15 protein-coding genes are annotated in these 16,641 nt (G+C 34.1%); 3 read left to right on the top strand and 12 right to left on the bottom strand.

Annotated elements, in window-relative coordinates; all coding sequences use genetic code 11:
- Positions 1–16: 16 nt before the first annotated feature.
- The 11 genes from ACZZ9T_RS05355 to ACZZ9T_RS05405 all read right to left on the bottom strand — a co-directional run bounded on the left by ACZZ9T_RS05355 (position 17) and on the right by ACZZ9T_RS05405 (position 10,868).
- Positions 17–943 (bottom strand): glycosyltransferase family 2 protein, encoded by a 927-nt coding sequence (locus tag ACZZ9T_RS05355; protein ID WP_463441238.1) that lies wholly within the window; start codon positions 941–943, stop codon positions 17–19.
- Positions 944–960: 17 nt separating this feature from the next.
- Positions 961–1,629, bottom strand: coding sequence for an NAD-dependent epimerase/dehydratase family protein (locus tag ACZZ9T_RS05360; RefSeq protein WP_463441239.1), 669 nt, complete (start codon positions 1,627–1,629; stop codon positions 961–963).
- A complete protein-coding gene (locus ACZZ9T_RS05365) occupies positions 1,626–2,495 on the bottom strand; it encodes a glycosyltransferase (protein WP_463441240.1) in 870 nt (289 codons plus the stop codon). The genes ACZZ9T_RS05360 and ACZZ9T_RS05365 overlap by 4 nt, the downstream gene beginning before the upstream one ends.
- Before the next feature lies 1 nt (position 2,496).
- Positions 2,497–3,327 (bottom strand): glycosyltransferase family 2 protein, encoded by an 831-nt coding sequence (locus ACZZ9T_RS05370; protein ID WP_463441241.1) that lies wholly within the window; start codon positions 3,325–3,327, stop codon positions 2,497–2,499.
- Positions 3,324–4,220, bottom strand: a complete 897-nt coding sequence (locus ACZZ9T_RS05375) for a glycosyltransferase family 2 protein (protein ID WP_463441242.1) — start codon at positions 4,218–4,220, stop codon at positions 3,324–3,326. The genes ACZZ9T_RS05370 and ACZZ9T_RS05375 overlap by 4 nt, the downstream gene beginning before the upstream one ends.
- Before the next feature lie 29 nt (positions 4,221–4,249).
- A complete protein-coding gene (locus ACZZ9T_RS05380; protein ID WP_463441243.1) occupies positions 4,250–5,230 on the bottom strand; it encodes a hypothetical protein in 981 nt (326 codons plus the stop codon).
- 25 nt (positions 5,231–5,255) lie between these two features.
- A complete protein-coding gene (locus ACZZ9T_RS05385; protein ID WP_463441244.1) occupies positions 5,256–6,506 on the bottom strand; it encodes an ABC transporter ATP-binding protein in 1,251 nt (416 codons plus the stop codon).
- 57 nt (positions 6,507–6,563) lie between these two features.
- Positions 6,564–7,412, bottom strand: a complete 849-nt coding sequence (locus tag ACZZ9T_RS05390) for an ABC transporter permease (protein WP_463441245.1) — start codon at positions 7,410–7,412, stop codon at positions 6,564–6,566.
- A 126-nt stretch (positions 7,413–7,538) separates the two neighbouring features.
- Positions 7,539–8,402 carry a glucose-1-phosphate thymidylyltransferase RfbA gene (gene rfbA, locus ACZZ9T_RS05395; protein WP_463441246.1) on the bottom strand — a complete coding sequence of 288 codons (864 nt, stop codon included), beginning with the start codon at positions 8,400–8,402 and terminating at the stop codon, positions 7,539–7,541.
- A 17-nt stretch (positions 8,403–8,419) separates the two neighbouring features.
- Positions 8,420–9,499 carry a dTDP-glucose 4,6-dehydratase gene (gene rfbB, locus ACZZ9T_RS05400; protein ID WP_463430343.1) on the bottom strand — a complete coding sequence of 360 codons (1,080 nt, stop codon included), beginning with the start codon at positions 9,497–9,499 and terminating at the stop codon, positions 8,420–8,422.
- A 55-nt stretch (positions 9,500–9,554) separates the two neighbouring features.
- A complete protein-coding gene (locus ACZZ9T_RS05405; RefSeq protein WP_463441247.1) occupies positions 9,555–10,868 on the bottom strand; it encodes a UDP-glucose dehydrogenase family protein in 1,314 nt (437 codons plus the stop codon).
- Positions 10,869–11,166: 298 nt separating this feature from the next.
- Between ACZZ9T_RS05405 and rimP the strand changes: the two genes are divergently transcribed.
- The 3 genes from rimP (at position 11,167) to infB (ending at position 15,952) form a co-directional block, all read left to right on the top strand.
- Positions 11,167–11,634: a ribosome assembly cofactor RimP gene (gene rimP / locus ACZZ9T_RS05410; protein WP_463430345.1), complete on the top strand. Its 468-nt coding sequence runs from the start codon at positions 11,167–11,169 to the stop codon at positions 11,632–11,634.
- 18 nt (positions 11,635–11,652) lie between these two features.
- Positions 11,653–12,888, top strand: a complete 1,236-nt coding sequence (gene nusA, locus ACZZ9T_RS05415) for a transcription termination factor NusA (RefSeq protein ID WP_463430346.1) — start codon at positions 11,653–11,655, stop codon at positions 12,886–12,888.
- Between the two features lie 73 nt (positions 12,889–12,961).
- Entirely contained in the window at positions 12,962–15,952 is a 2,991-nt protein-coding gene (gene infB, locus ACZZ9T_RS05420; protein ID WP_463441248.1) for a translation initiation factor IF-2, read from the top strand.
- A gap of 244 nt (positions 15,953–16,196) precedes the next feature.
- Here infB and ACZZ9T_RS05425 read toward each other — a convergent pair whose 3' ends face one another.
- On the bottom strand, positions 16,197–16,568 hold the full coding sequence (locus tag ACZZ9T_RS05425; RefSeq protein WP_463441249.1) for a helix-turn-helix domain-containing protein: 372 nt from the start codon (positions 16,566–16,568) through the stop codon (positions 16,197–16,199).
- Positions 16,569–16,641: the final 73 nt, after the last annotated feature.

The raw sequence follows: 16,641 nt of genomic DNA on the forward strand, positions 1-16,641 counted from the left end.
GAGGGTTTTTTACGAGCTAAATTTTTACATTCAAAAATGTCAATCCAGCTTTCTTCACTTTGTGAGCAATTTCTATCAGTGTTTTTTCTTCTTTCAGAATCTTTTTATATTTCAGCTGCAGTTTTTTGTACATCATCCTGTTTCCTGTAAACATATTTTTTACCATACTTTGGCGAAGTGATTTTTTCTCCAGCTGTAATGCATTGGGAAGATTTGGGTTAATGATATTTGTTTCAATCCCTAAATCTTCATATTTATTGTAATCTACTTTACTTAAAATCTGTTTGCCATCATGTACAACCTTGCTGTTCGGCGTTAATAATATTTTTTTTCTATGAAATTTTACACGATTAGCATATTCTAAATCTTCCCCATAATGAAAAAAATAAGGATTAAAACCACCTACCGTTTCAATTGTAGCTTTTGGAATAAACCAATGAGCCGCATTGATAAAGCTGATCTCGTAAAAAGGTTTTATATTTTGCAAATAAAGATCAGAAATGAATCTTGTTTTTTCAAAATTGCTGGCAATGTACTTGTCAAGGAATATATCCAGGTACGTTTCTGAACCATCCAGATGCATCGGACTGATGATTCCAATCTCATCATTTTTAGGATGATTGTGATAAACTTTTAATAAATTTTCAAGGCTGTCAGGATAAATCCATGCGTCTTGGTTCATCAGATAAAAAAAATCTGCACCTTCTTTGTAGGCTTTCTCAATACCAATGTTATTCGCTCTTCCGAATCCTAAGTTTTCTTCAGACTGAATAAATTCTACCTCGGGAAATTCATTTTTTATATATTCCTGAGTGCCGTCTATCGATCCGTTGTCAACTACAATAATTTTCACAGGAACAGAAGAATTTCTGAGACTTGTAAAGCATTTTTCAGCCCATTTCATGGCATTGTAAGTGACGATAATGATATAAATTTCGGGCATTCGTGTCAATTTGTATTTTAAATATATTTTTGTACTAATTTTTTTAAGTAATCATCAGAGCTAATTTCAGAAAAAAAGTAGGTAAATTGATCATCAAAATCGATCTTATAAAAATCTCCTTCAATAATTTCTTTATAATCAGCAGTTTTTTTTATTTTCACTTCAATCATTTTTACAATTTCTTTTAAATCATAATAGTACGGAAATGCACAATTGATGGTTTGATTTCCTATATGATTGCTGTTTAATTGTAAAAATTTTGAGATGTCATCAATATCAATCAGTAATCGTCTTGCTTTACTATGAAGTGCAAATTGACTATGGTTAATTATCTGTGTTTTCAGAAAATTAAAGAGGGTATTGGGATTTCCTCCTTTTCCCACGACATTTCCTACTCTTAATATTAAATAATTTTTACAATTGTTTTTAATAAAATTTTCTATTCGAAGTTTATGAAGCACATAAAGGCTGTTTTGCTTGGACTGATCATTAATACTTAATGTAGAAAAGTAAACCAGTTTTTTTTCAGAATGATCGAATATACTTTTTTGTAAAAGAGAAAATTCTCTGTCAAATTCAGAAGTTCTTATTTCCAGAGAATTAGAAACGCCGGATGCAAAGAATAAAATATTCTCTGTATCAATCGGTTTGAGGGCATTGGCAATAAGTCCGTTTCCTATAATCATTTGTGTTTTTTATTAATATCCCTATAATACCTAATCAAATGATAATATTTTTTCGCCAAAAATAGGTGATGTGCAAATTTAATATGTTTTAAAGGATAAAATTTAAGTGTTAATAAAATATTTTTTATATTGATAGGGTAAAATTTGAAATAAAGGTATAAAAAACTGTTGAAAACGTTTTTTTCTGTTTCAGAATCGACTGCCTGATGAAAATTAATATTCAGTTTTTTCTTGATTCTAATATTGGTATCAAGCCAGATTTTGTCTTGATTACCCATTGAGAAATGTTGGATGAGAATATCATCAATTACAAAATTTTGAAACTTCTCGGCAACTCTCAAACTGAAATCTAAATCATATCCATGGAAACATTTAAGCAATTCTTCGTTAAATTTAAATTGAGTGTAAATTTCTTTTTTCACAGACATAAAAACACCATCCACAACGTATACTTTAGTGATATGTTCTTTGGTTGTATGAATATGGATTGCTTCTGATTTTTCTTTCTCACCTTGAAGGATATTGATAAAATTGTACTTTTCTGAAACTGTCCAGCTGCTGGGAGCAACGGGTACATACGAAGCTCCTGCCAATCCAATAATCCCAATGTTGGGTTTATTAAGATGAGCTATTAGTTTTCTGCCCCAGTCATTTGTATGAAAAATAACGTCTTCATGAATAAACAAAAGATTCTCGTAAATTGATTTTTCTGCTCCTAAATTGTAAGCTTCTGTAATTCCCATCAAGTTAGGATTCCACATTTGAATAATTTCATACAGAAAATTATTACCAATCGTCTCACTGATATTTCTAATGAGCTGATCATAATAAGTTTGTTGATATGATGAAATTATTATCGAAAGCATTCTATGAGAGTTTGGTAATTAATTTAAATAAAAATTTGGTGATCTTATTTTTATTAACCATTTCATTATAAAATTTAAGATTTATACTAAGTCTTTTTTGTTGCTGATAATATTCTATAGCGTTTTGATTATCAGGAAGATATTTTTCTAATTGTTTTTTATAGATATAATTTAAAGAAAAATCTTTTTTTGCTTTATTCTTATTAATCTCAACATCCATAGATTCTTCTTTTCTTCGATAAAAGAAACCTAAATAATCAAGACAATGAACTTTCTTTTTTTCATCTAAAATAGATAACCAAAAATCCCAGTCTTCTTTGCCATGAATTAAATTCACATCATATCCGGAAGTTTTTTCCCAATCACTTTTATTGAAAAATGCTGAACAGAAAATGAGGTTTTCTATCAATAATTGAGAATAATTATATTCAGGTAATTTCCAAGGTTGGTTAATTTGATTAAAAAACTCTGCTTTACAATATATAACAGTATAACCATCGGCAAATTTTTTTTCTGCTAGTTCCAAATACTGATGTCCAATTTTATCATCAGCATCTAATGGTAAAATCCATCTGCCTTTAGCCATTTCAATTCCTGCATTTCTTGCAGAAGATAAACCTCCGTTTTTTTTAAATACATAAGTAAAACGACTGTCTTTTTCTGTCCAATGTTTAACGACTTCTTCCGTATTGTCAGGAGAGCCATCATTCACAACGATACATTCCCAGTCTTGGTAAGTTTGATCAAGCACAGACTGCAAACATTCATCAAGATATTGTGACTGTTTGTAGCATGGGACAATTATGGAAATTAGTGGCTTCACTTTTTTCACAATATTTTATTAAAAAATCGATATAGTATAACAGGTATTTTATTATTTAATAAAAAAGATAGTCTTTTGATAGAATAGGGATAGCTTTTGTATAGCAAGCGATACTCAATGGGTAATTTTTGATGATTAAAATAACTTTTACTTGTAAAATTATTAATTTTTTGCCTGTTATCGCCATCTTTATCAAACATCATCTGAACCATTATTGTTTCATACTCAATTCTTTGCGCTTTTGTTTTGGATAAGTTTCCCTCATGTAATCTGTAATAAGCCAGCTTTTCAGGAATATATGCGATGTAAAACAATGAATTGATTTTTAGCCATCTGTAATAATCTTCAATCAATAAATCATCTCTATATTCTCCGGTTTTTTGTAAAACTTCTTTTTTCATTAAAACTGTCAACGCAGCAATCCTGTTAGATTTTACCAGTTCTTTTTTAAAAATTTCAGGTGAGACGCCTCCCAGTTTATTATAATCTGCAATGTCTGCTATTACTTTAGAACGGTCATCAATTGCATAAGTATCTGTAAATACCATTCCATAGTTCTCATTCAATGTTTCTAATTTTTCGACGCATTTTTCTATTGATTTTGGATGCAAAAAATCATCAGCTGCAATTATTTTAATATATTTTCCATATGCAAGTGCTACACATTCGTTGAGCATGGTTGCTAATCCTGTATTGGTCTGATGGATATTTTTCAGTGCAGGAAAATTGTTTTCATGCAACCATTTTTCTAAAATAACTACAGAATTATCCGAAGAAGCATCATCACCTACGATAAGCTGGATGTTATTGTAGGTCTGGTTTTTTATGCTGTCCAGATTTTCCTTAATATATTTCGAATGATTATACGAAACAATAATGATCGTTACTAATGGCTTTTCCATCTAAATAAATAAGTCTTTATAATTATTTATTATTCTAGCTGCTCTTTTGAGCCTTCCACACCATATAAATTCTGTATTTTTTTGCCATGTTCATCTAAGGAATAAATAACTTCTTTGGTGTCTCCTTTTGTTATGGCGACTTCAAAAGGAACAATATTTACAACATCAATATGATCGGGTAATCCGAGATGAAGTGTATAACCATCAATAAATTTTTCGTTTAAAAAATCCACACTAATATTGATCGTAGGATTGAACGTCTCTACTGAAACCCTGTTTAATGTAGTTCCCACTAATTTAGTGGTGATAGGGCCTAATCCTTTTCTGAAAAGCTTATGAGCCAGTGCAAATCGAAAAACATTCTCTTCCATTGTAATGGGGTTATGATAAGGTACTTTTTCTAAAATCTTCAATAAATATTGAGTATTATAAATTGTACCATCTACAGAAAATGGGTAAGACCAATGCGTAATGTTTTTATCTTCATAATAATCCCATTCGTAATAGCCGTTTTTTTGCTGTACGTAATCAGGGAAACCCTCTATATTATCACCAACGTACATTCTATAAGACACTGTGTCGGGATTGCTTTTAAATATAGAAAGAATTTCATCACTCAAAAATATATCTTCATAGAAAACACCATCATCAGTATTAAACATCACTAATTCATGTTTTGACTTTCTTAACAATTTTTGAAGTAAACCTTTGAAATTATCTCCTTTCTTATTATATAAATTTTTTTCCAGAAAAAAATTATAATTCTTTTTGCTATTAAAAGTCTTAAAAAAAGCAGGATCAAACAATACTTCTTTCCTTTCTACAAAGCTGATATTGGGGTAGTCTTTATATTTGTAAATTAATTTTTCATATCCTAAATCATGTCTTCCTGTTGTATGATATAAAATGACAGTTTCATAACTATCTACTTTAATTCTTTTTAAAATAGTAGTCAAAAGATAATCTAACTGCATTGCGCGATTATATGAAAAGATAATGTTTAAAAGCATGATTAAATTTTTAGATAATACTAGATTATATCTTTTTTGTTTGATATTTTATATTTGGAAAAAGAACACCGGGAGATTTAGTGATTTCGCCAAATTGGTTTTTTATCCCGTTGATTTCAAAGCCGAATAGTTCTGTTTTAAATGCAACTTCTGAACGGTTGACTCCCCAAAACATTTCAAAATAATAAGAATCTTCATTCAGAATATGAGGTTCAATCTCAAAAATAAGTGCATATTCTCCCAATTCAGCCTGTTCGCTTATCATTATGCCATTGCTCATTACCGTGACTTCATGGGAGTTTCTTATATAAAATGAAAGATCTAATTTTACATTTCGGATTTTATTCGAAAAAATAACTTCAAACCGTATTCCTGAGTTAATATTTAAAACATTTCCGTGAATAGGCAATGCGGAATATGATTTTACGGCAATATTTTCATTTTCTATTTTGAAATCATCTGATGAAACATTGTAATGAGAAATATGTCCGCTCCTTTTTTGATATTCTATTATGCATTTGTCATTCGGACCCTGCATAAGAATAGATCCTTTGTCTAGTAATATGCCACTATTGCAAAGCTCATTCACTGCTGCCATATTATGGCTCACGAATAGAACAGTTCTTCCTTCACCCTGGCTTACATCGCCCATCTTACCAAGACATTTTTTTTGAAATTCTGAATCACCTACTGCTAAGACTTCATCTACTATAAGTATTTCAGACTCTAAGTGAGCAGCAACAGCAAAAGCCAGACGCACATACATTCCGGAAGAATATCTTTTGACAGGTGTATCTATATATCTTTCTACACCAGAGAAGTCTACAATCTCGTCAAACTTTCTTTTGATCTCTTTACGGGTCATTCCCAAGATTGCTCCATTCAGAAATACATTCTCACGACCTGTCATTTCGGGATGAAAACCTGTACCCACCTCTAGCAGCGAAGCAATCCTTCCGTTAGTGTATATTTTCCCCGTAGTAGGTTTGGTTACTTTGCTTAACAGTTTTAGTAACGTAGACTTTCCGGCTCCGTTTCTGCCAATAATTCCTACAGCATCTCCCTGCTCGATCTCAAAATTGATATCACTGAGTGACCATACATATTCTGAACCTCCCTTGGATGCTCTGTCGTTGGCTTCTCCTATCTTTAAATAAGGATTTTCTTTACCCCTTATTTGGTGCCAAAACCTGTTAAGATCATGAGAGAGCGTTCCGGTTCCCACTTGTCCTAGACGGTATTGTTTTGATATATTTTCTGCCTTTAATGCAAGCATTTAATTTAATTTTATAAATTTAATTTTCTTTTTGTGTTTTATTCAACATACATTGTGTTACACGGTATCCATAAAAGTTTTTTCGACTTTATTGAATATGATAACCCCGATCAATAATAAAACAAGTATGATGATGGTACTTATTCCTAACATAAATGGGGAAAAATCTCCAACGCCTATCCAGGCATATTTAAAACATTCAAAAATGCCGGTTAGAGGATTATAGTACGCCAGTTTCCTGAAAATACCTGACAATGAGGAAACCGGATAAATTACAGGTGTTGCATACATATATAAGCTCACTCCGAAGCCTAATAACATATTGAGATCTTTATATTTTGTAGTAAGTGCAGAAAAAATCATTCCTACACCCAACGCAAATAATGCCATCAAAATAATTAAAAAAGGTGTTGCTAAAACCCACCAATTAGGATGTGCTTCTCCTTTTGTTAGATAGTACAACCAAGCCAGTATAAAAAGTATAAATTGAACTCCAAAACGCATCAAATTTGAAATAACAATAGAAATGGGAGTAACCAATCTTGGAAAATATACTTTTCCAAAAATTCCTGCGTTCCCGGCAAAAGTGTAAGAAGTACCGGTAAGCGAACCGGAAAAATAATTCCATAAAGTAACACCTGCGAGATAAAAAAGTATTGGCGGGGCGCCATCTGTAGGAAGATTGGCAATTTTGCCAAAAACTATGAGATATACAATTGTTGTTAAAATAGGATTGATGAAAAACCAGACCGGTCCCAAAACAGTTTGTTTAAAACTAGATACAAAGTCTCTTTTTACAAACATGTAAACAAGATCTTTATACCTCCATACTTCTTTGAGCTTTAGATCAAATAAAGAATGGCTATCTTCAATAGTTTCTGTCCACTTTTGTTGTGGTTCATTCATTTGTTGTGTTTTTGCAAATTTATAATAAATTAATTGAAATAGAGCGCTTTAGCCGGATGAAAAATTATTCATCTAAAACTATTGACTTTTACAGTCAATAGTTTTTTAAATTTATTATAAAGTTAGTTATTTATTCACAAGCTTTTTCAAATATTCTCCATAACCGCTTTTACCGTATTTTTTGGCAGATTCTAAGAGTTGCTCTTCATTAATAAATCCTTTTTTATAAGCAATTTCTTCAATACAGGATATTTTGAAACCTTGTCTTTTCTCCAAAACTTTTACAAATTCTGAGGCATCGTGTAAAGAGTCAAAAGTTCCGGTATCTAACCAAGCGGTACCTCTGCTCATAACGCCAACTTCTAATTTTCCTTCTTCAAGATAAATTTTGTTGATGTCTGTGATCTCAAGTTCGCCTCTTGGTGAAGGTTTCAGATTTTTAGCATATTCTACTACAGAATTATCATAGAAATACAATCCTGGAACTGCGAAATTAGATTTCGGCTCCAAAGGTTTTTCTTCAATAGACACCGCTTTAAGATGTTCGTCAAATTCTACTACACCGTATCTTTCCGGATCAGCCACCTGATACGCAAAAACACAACCGCCTTTTACATTGGTTTTACTTGCCAACAACTGTGGTAAACCGGCACCATAAAATATATTATCTCCTAATACCAAAGCCACGGAATCATCACCGATAAATTCTTCACCCAAAATAAAAGCCTGAGCCAGACCATCCGGTGAAGGTTGTATCTTATAAGAGATATCACAGCCGATAGAAGAGCCGTCACCTAATAATTTTTTGAAACCATCTATATCATGAGGTGTAGAAATTACTAAAATTTCCTTAATTCCGGCTAAAAGAAGTGTAGAAAGCGGGTAGTAGATCATCGGCTTGTCATAAACCGGCATCAGTTGTTTGCTTACGGCAATTGTCAGTGGATACAGTCTTGTTCCTGAACCGCCTGCTAAAATAATTCCTTTCATTAATTCGGTGATTTATATTAATTATACTGTCCGTCGTAATATTTTTGATAATCTCCGGAAGTTACGTTTTCCAGCCATTCTTTATTCTCCAGAAACCAGTCGATTGTTTTCCCTAGTCCTTGTTCGAAAGTAACAGACGGTTTCCAGCCCAAATCTTTATTAAGTTTCGAAGCATCAATTGCGTAGCGTTTGTCGTGACCAGGTCTGTCTTTCACATAAGTGATTAATTTCTCTGAATGTCCTGCAGGATTTCCAAGCTTTTCATCCATTTGTTTGATAAGTTCTTTTACCAGATCAATATTCTGCCATTCATTAAAACCTCCGATATTATAGGTCTCTCCTGTTTTTGATTCGTTAAAAATCTGATAAATTGCTTTAGCGTGATCTATTACAAATAACCAATCTCTCGTATATTTTCCGTCACCGTATATTGGCAAAGGTTTTTCATTGATAATATTCGAAATACAAAGCGGAATCAACTTTTCCGGGAAGTGATTTGGACCATAGTTATTTGAACAGTTTGACAAAATAAATGGCATTCCGTAAGTATTTCCATATGCTCTTACCAAATGATCAGAAGCAGCTTTACTTGCAGAATATGGTGATTGCGGGTCGTAAGGTGTGGTTTCTAAGAAAAATCCTGTTTCACCTAAACTTCCGTATACTTCATCTGTTGAAACGTGATAAAACAAGTTTTTTCTTGGCTCATTAGGAAATCTTCCGTGGGTATGATCTGGGTTTAATGTCCAAAATTCGATACACAGATTGAGCAGATTAGCAGTTCCGTTCACATTCGTGTTGATGAATGCGTTCGGATCTGTAATACTTCTGTCAACATGACTTTCTGCGGCTAAATGTACCACTGCATCAGGATTGTATTTTTCAAAAACCTTTCTTAGCTCTTCCGGTTTTGTGATATCAGCTTTTTCGAAAACATAATTGGGCTCGTTTTCAATGTCTTTTAAATTTTCAAGATTTCCGGCGTACGTTAAAGCGTCAAGATTAATAATCTTAGAATCCGGATTGTTTTTAACAAATTCTCTTACAACGTGAGAACCGATAAATCCTGCTCCGCCTGTGATGATGATATTTTTCATTGTATATATTTTGCCAAATGAATGACTTTAATTAAATTTTAATTGAAGCGATCTGCTACTTGCCAACTGTTTTTCTTCCGATACTTTTATAAAAAAATCCATTTTGCTCAGGAGTTTCAAGCGGATATAAGTTTCTTCCGTCAAAAATAACTTTATTATTCATTTTTTCGGCCATCATTTTAAAGTTAGGATTTTTAAATTCCGGCCATTCTGTAGCGATAAACAATGCGTCAGCGTTTTCCAATGCTTCGTACATGGTTTTGGCATATTCAATGCTGTCGCCCAAAATTTTCTGAACATTTTTTTCTGCTATTGCATCATAAGCAGTAACTTTTGCTCCTTTCTGTAACAATAAATTTATATTATCCAGAGAAGATGCTTCTCTGATGTCATCAGTATTTGCTTTAAAAGCGAGTCCCCAAACAGCAATCTTCTTACCTTTAATATTTCCTCCGAAGTATTTTTCGATTTCAGACACCAAGATAACCTTTTGAGAAATATTAACGTTTTCTGTTGCTTCCAGAATCTGAAAATTAAAATTTTCATCCTTTCCGGATCTGATTAATGCTTTTACATCTTTCGGAAAACAGCTTCCGCCATATCCGATCCCTGGAAACAAAAATCGATGACCGATTCTGTCATCGCTCCCCATTCCAAGTCTCACTTTATCAACGTCGGCACCCACTTTTTCGCAATAGTTGGCAATTTCATTCATAAAAGTGATTTTCACAGCCAAGAATGAGTTGGAAGCATATTTCGTCAATTCAGATGATTTCTCATCCATAAATATAATAGGAATTCCGGTATTGGTAAAAGGCTGATAGATCTGAGCCATAATATCTTTTGCTTTTTCAGAGCTTGATCCTACTACTACTCTCGCAGGATTCAAAGAATCTTCAACAGCAAATCCTTCACGCAAAAATTCAGGATTTGAAACTACATCAAACGGTATTTGAGTTTTTGAAGCGATAACTTCTGTTACTCTGTCGGCGGTTCCTACTGGTACTGTACTTTTATTAACCACCACTTTATATTCAGTCATCATTTCACCAATATCATTGGCAACTTGTAACACGTAAGAAAGATCCGCAGAGCCATCTCCACCAGGAGGTGTAGGTAAGGCAAGATAAATGACTTCGCTTTTATCTAAAGCTTCTTTTAAATTGGTTGTAAAAAAAAGTCTTTCTGCCTGTATATTTCTGAGGAACATTTCTTCAAGATTGGGCTCATAAATAGGCACAATCCCGTTTTTCATGTCCGTTACTTTTTTTTCATCAATATCAACACAATATACAGAGTTTCCAAGTTCTGCAAGGGTAGTGCCCGTCACCAATCCTACATAGCCTGTTCCTACTATCGTAATATTCAAAATATATGTTTTTAAAAAATTCTTGACAAAAATACTAAAAATTGTTTCATGGTTCTTTAAATTAGTAATAAGTTGTCTATAATGATTGATATTTATATATAATTTTGGTTTAGAAATTAAATAATCATAAAATTTAATTAATTTTAACGGATTGAGTTTTAAATTCTTATTCAATTGATTATGAACAGTATTTGTTTATTTTATAAAAATGTATTATATTTGCATAAGATTTACGGAAAAATGAGAAGGCTTCGCAAGAAAGCCTTTTTTCGTACAGATAGACCATGATAATAAATATATGGAGTTTAGAAAAAATATTGAAACATTATTAAATACTTTCCTTGAGACGAGAGAGGATTTATTTCTTATTGATTTAAAGATTTCTGCAGCAGACGATGTGACTGTAATTTTGGATGGTGATAATGGTGTGACGTTACAGGATTGTCTGGATGCAAGCCGAGCGATAGAATTCAATGCAGATCGTGATGAGCATGATTTCAGCCTTCAGGTAATGTCGGCAGGGCTGAGCGAACCTTTGACGATGCCAAGACAGTTTAATAAAAACTTAGGAAGAGAAATAGAAGTAATGCTGCAAGATTCTTCAACAATAGAAGGAGAATTGGCAAATGTAGATGATGAAAAAATCACACTGATTCTTCGTTACCGTAAACCGAAAGATATCGGTAAAGGTAAAGTTGATGTGGAAGAGGAAAAAGATATTTTGTACTCTGAGATCAAGAAAGCATTGGTAGTAGTTAAATTTTAATTAAAGAAAAAAAGATAAATGGATAATATAGCGTTGATTGAATCCTTTGGTGATTTTAAAGACGAAAAAGGCATCAGTAAGATTGATCTTATGGCAATAATTGAGGATTCTCTGAAAACTCTTTTAAGAAAAAGATTCGACTCTGATGATCATTTTGATGTCATTGTAAACCCTGATAAGGGTGACTTTCAGATATTTTTAAATAAAACTATTGTTGAAGACGAGATGTCTGAAGATGATGATTTGGAAATCGAAATCACTGAAGCGAAGAAAATTGACCCGACTTTTGAAGTAGGTGAAGATTTTACAATGGAAATTCCGGTGGCTCAGTTGGGAAGAAGAAACATCCTTACCCTGAAGCAAATTTTGGCTACGAAATTGCAGGAACATAACAATGCGATGCTTTATGAGCAGTTTAAAGATAAAATCGGAGAAATTGTAACAGGAGAAATTCACCACATCCGTCACAAGCATGTGATCTTGTTGGATGATGAGGATAATGAGTTTATTCTGCCAAAAGAAAATCAAATTTCTTCTGATTTCTTCAAAAAAGGCGAAAACATCAGAGCTATTGTAGAGTCTGTTGATTTTAAAGGTTCTAAGCCACAAATTATCATTTCAAGAACAGCTCCGAAATTCTTGGAGAAATTATTGGAATTAGAAATCCCTGAAATTCAGGACGGAACGATTATTCTTAAAAAAGCAGTAAGAATTCCGGGAGAAAAAGCAAAAATCGCTGTTGATGCGTATGATGACAGAATAGATCCGGTAGGAGCTTGTGTGGGAGTGAAAGGATCAAGAATCCATGGTGTGGTAAGAGAACTAAGAAACGAAAATATAGATGTAATTCAGTGGTCAAACAACCCTGAAATATTGGTGAAGAGAGCTTTAGGAAATGTTACCATCAATAAAATTGACATCAATGAGGATACAAACTATGCAATGGTTTATACTCCAGTTGAAGAGATTTCTAAAGTGATCGGGAAGCAAGGTCAAAACATCAGATTGGCTTCATGGTTAACAGGTTACGAAATTGACGTATACAGAGAAGCCAGCGAAGATGATGACGTTGATTTGAGAGAATTCAATGATGATATCGAGCAGTGGATTTTGGATGAGTTTAAGAAAGTAGGTCTTACGACTGCAAAATCAGTTCTGGATAAGGATACAGAAAGTCTGTTAAAAATGGTTGACCTGGAAGAGGAAACAATCAATGACGTAAAAAGTATTCTGAAAGCAGAATTTGAAGATTAAAATTTAGATTAAATTTTATAATAGTAAAAGAATACTTTAATTTTAAGAATTAAAAAAACAGTAAATAATATAGATGCCAAAAATAAGATTAAATAAAGCGGTTAAGGAATTCAATATATCGATGTCGAGACTGGTAGAATTTTTACAGTCTAAAGATATCGTGGTTGAAAATAATCCTAACGCTCAATTAGAAGAAGCGGCATATTCTGCATTGGAAGCTGAGTTTGCCAAAGACGGCGAACAGCGTAAAGCTTCCCATGAGGTGGTTATATCTAAAGTTCCGGAAGAAAAACTGGAAATCGAAGAAAAGAAAACACCTGAAGTAATAAGAGCTAAAGCTAATAAACCAGAAACCAGAATTTTAGGTAAAATTGATTTGGAACCTAAAAAACCTGAAGCTGTGGAAGAAATTCCTGTTCCCGCTCCTGCTCCTGTTGAGGAGAAAAAGGAGGCGGTTGAAGAAGTGAAAGAACCGGCGAAAGAAGAACCAAAAGTGGTTTCTGAAACTAAACCAACACCTGAGAAGCAGGAATTTAAAGTGTTGGACAAAATCGATTTGTCTCAGATTGAGGGAAATAGAAACAGACCTGCAAAAAAAGATAAACCAAAAGTGGAAGAGGTAAAAGCAGTGGTAAAACCTGTGGAGCCGGTAAAAGAAACACCAAAACCGGTTGAAAAACCTATTGAGAAAGTGGAAGAAAAAAAACCAGTACCTGTAGCTGAAGAGCCTCAGGAATCTCAGAAAATCGAAACGGTTTATCAAAAATTGGATGGACCAAAAATTGTTGGCGAAAAGATTGACTTAACGCAGTTTGCGCCGAAGCCAAATTCCGGAGCCAAGAAGAAAAGAAAAAGAATCGAAAAACCGGGTGGTCCTAACCAGAATACTGGTCCAAACCAACAAGGTGGAAATAATCAAGGCGGACAAAACCGTCCTCAAGGTCAGAATGGTCCAGGAGGAAACCGTCCTCCGGGACAAGGTGGTCCTCAAGGAAACAGACCTCCGGGACAAGGCGGTCAAAACCGTCCGGGCGGACCTCAAGGAAACAGACCTCCGGGACAGGGTGGACAAAATCGTCCGGCTGGTCAAGGTCAAGCTGGTGGAAACCGTTTTGGAAACAACACCAGACCGGGACAAAGAACCATGCCTGTTGAATTAACAGATGAGCAGGTTAAAAACCAGATCAAGGAAACTCTTGAAAAACTAACCAATAAAGGAGGCAAATCTAAATCTGCTAAACACAGAAAAGATAAAAGATCTTACCGTAGAGAGCAAGATGAGCGTCAGCAGGAAGCAGATGCAAGAGATACTTCATTAAAAGTTACAGAATTCATCACTGTCGGAGAATTGGCAAGTTTGATGGATGTAAGTGCAACTGAAGTGATTTCTGCTTGTTTCTCTTTAGGGGTAATGGTTACCATGAACCAAAGATTAGAAGCTGATACCTTATTATTGGTAGCTGACGAATTCGGATTTAAAATTGAATTCTCGGATGCTGATCTTGAAGATACAGATTCTGAAGAAGATATCGATACTGAAGAAAGCCTTGTTTCAAGAGCACCTGTTGTTACAGTAATGGGACATGTTGATCACGGTAAAACTTCATTATTGGATTACGTAAGAAAAACCAATGTTATCGCAGGTGAATCCGGAGGAATTACTCAGCATATCGGTGCTTATAATGTGCAGTTGGAAAACGGACAAAGAATTACATTCTTAGATACACCGGGTCACGAAGCCTTTACCGCAATGAGAGCAAGAGGTGCACAAATCACTGATATTGCCATTATTGTAATTGCTGCGGATGATGATGTAATGCCTCAAACAAAAGAAGCTATTTCGCATGCACAGGCTGCAGGTGTACCAATGATTATTGCGATCAACAAGGTAGATAAGCCGAATGCAAACCCGGATAACATCCGTCAACAGCTTTCAGGAATGAATATTTTAGTTGAAGAATGGGGTGGAAACGTACAGGCGCAGGAAATTTCTGCTAAAATGGGTAACAATATGGATACCTTATTAGAGAAAGTATTGCTACAGGCAGAAATGCTTGAATTAAAAGCGAATCCTGAACGTGCTGCACAAGGTGTTGTGATTGAAGCTTCACTAGACAAAGGTAGAGGTTATGTAGCAACCATGTTGGTACAAAGCGGAACTTTAAAAGTCGGAGATTATGTAGTAGCAGGTAAAAACCACGGTAAAGTAAAAGCTTTGCTTGATGAGAGAGGGAAAAATCTTGAAGAAGCAGGACCTTCTATCCCGGCAACAATCTTAGGATTAGACGGAGCACCAACAGCTGGTGACAAATTCAGAGTGTATGCAGACGAAAGTGAAGGTAAAGCGATCGCTAACAAGAGAGAGCAGTTACAGAGAGAACTTTCTATCAGAACCAAAAAACATACGACGCTTGAAGAATTGGGTAGACGTATCGCTTTAGGAGAATTCAAAGAATTGAACATTATCTTGAAAGGTGACGTGGATGGTTCAGTAGAAGCACTTTCAGACCAATTACAGAGATTATCAACAGAAGAGATCAGCGTCAACATTCTTCACTCAGGAGTAGGACAGATCACTGAATCTGATATCAACTTGGCTGCAGCTTCAGATGCAATTATCATCGGATTTAATGTAAGAGCCGGTGCTAATGCAAAAGATTTGGCTGACCGTGAAGAAATTGAAATCAGAACGTATTCTGTAATCTATAAAGCAATTGATGAGGTAAAAGAAGCTATGGAGGGAATGCTTTCTCCTGAGATTCAGGAGCAGGTCATCGGTAATGTAGAGATCCGTGAAGTCTTCAAGATTTCTAAGATCGGTACTATTGCAGGTTGTATGGTTCTTACCGGAAAAGTAACGAGACAGTCTAAAGTAAGATTGCTGAGAGACGGTATCGTGAAATTTGATGGTGAACTGGAAAGTTTAAAACGTTTCAAAGACGATGTAAGAGAAGTTACAAAAGGCTATGAATGCGGATTAAACCTGAAAGGTTACAACGATATCGAACAGAACGATATTCTTGAAGTGTACGAAGAAGTATCTGTGAAGAAAAAATTGAAGTAATTCAATTATCATATATATTAAAATTGCCCATATCATCTGATACGGGCAGTTTTTATTTTAAGCAAGTTTTAAAATTTAAGTTCATTTTTGTCATTCCGTAGGAATCTAAATTATATTCTTCAAAACATTGCTGAGATTCCTACGGAATGACAAACCTTACATTCAATGGAGATTATAATAATGTGACAGTAGACAATATTTTACTTAATAGAAATAGGTAGAACTGTCTATTCTTTTATTTGTCTTACTTTTTCAGCAGGTTCTCGATCAGCTTACTCTGCGACTCTACCAGATTGGTAATATCCTGCTGATTTTTAATAATACTTTCTATCAGTTCTTCTGAAAAAGAATTATTAATTGTAACAGTATTGTTATTATGAATATTTCCAACAGCTCTATCGGTGTTGTTTTGTACAATTGGTGTCTCATCCAATAAGTCATACACATCCGTTTCATAAAAATCTGCGATCTTCATCAGGTTTTCCATGGCGGGTTTTGCCTTGTCGCTTTCCCATTTGTTGTACGCATTTTGTGAGATATGCAGTTTTTCTGCAATCTGCACCTGGGTGAGATTGCGCCCTGTTCTTAGCTTGTTGAGTTTGGTTCCCAAAGTCATCTTGTAAATTTTATGCTAAAGTCCTTAAAAATTGAAAAAAACAACTAAGGTTCAGTTATTTTACAACCAAACT

The sequence above is a fragment of the Chryseobacterium sp. AC417 genome (assembly GCF_979258215.1).

Coding starts and splice junctions, on each gene's coding strand:
- rimP (WP_463430345.1), top strand. CDS start 11,167: ATGGAGTTTAGAAAAAATATTGAAACATTATTAAATACTTTCCTTGAG.
- rfbB (WP_463430343.1), bottom strand. CDS start 9,499: ATGAAAAATATCATCATCACAGGCGGAGCAGGATTTATCGGTTCTCAC.
- ACZZ9T_RS05375 (WP_463441242.1), bottom strand. CDS start 4,220: ATGGAAAAGCCATTAGTAACGATCATTATTGTTTCGTATAATCATTCG.
- ACZZ9T_RS05365 (WP_463441240.1), bottom strand. CDS start 2,495: ATGCTTTCGATAATAATTTCATCATATCAACAAACTTATTATGATCAG.
- nusA (WP_463430346.1), top strand. CDS start 11,653: ATGGATAATATAGCGTTGATTGAATCCTTTGGTGATTTTAAAGACGAA.
- ACZZ9T_RS05360 (WP_463441239.1), bottom strand. CDS start 1,629: ATGATTATAGGAAACGGACTTATTGCCAATGCCCTCAAACCGATTGAT.
- ACZZ9T_RS05425 (WP_463441249.1), bottom strand. CDS start 16,568: ATGACTTTGGGAACCAAACTCAACAAGCTAAGAACAGGGCGCAATCTC.
- ACZZ9T_RS05380 (WP_463441243.1), bottom strand. CDS start 5,230: ATGCTTTTAAACATTATCTTTTCATATAATCGCGCAATGCAGTTAGAT.
- infB (WP_463441248.1), top strand. CDS start 12,962: ATGCCAAAAATAAGATTAAATAAAGCGGTTAAGGAATTCAATATATCG.
- ACZZ9T_RS05385 (WP_463441244.1), bottom strand. CDS start 6,506: ATGCTTGCATTAAAGGCAGAAAATATATCAAAACAATACCGTCTAGGA.
- rfbA (WP_463441246.1), bottom strand. CDS start 8,402: ATGAAAGGAATTATTTTAGCAGGCGGTTCAGGAACAAGACTGTATCCA.
- ACZZ9T_RS05355 (WP_463441238.1), bottom strand. CDS start 943: ATGCCCGAAATTTATATCATTATCGTCACTTACAATGCCATGAAATGG.
- ACZZ9T_RS05390 (WP_463441245.1), bottom strand. CDS start 7,412: ATGAATGAACCACAACAAAAGTGGACAGAAACTATTGAAGATAGCCAT.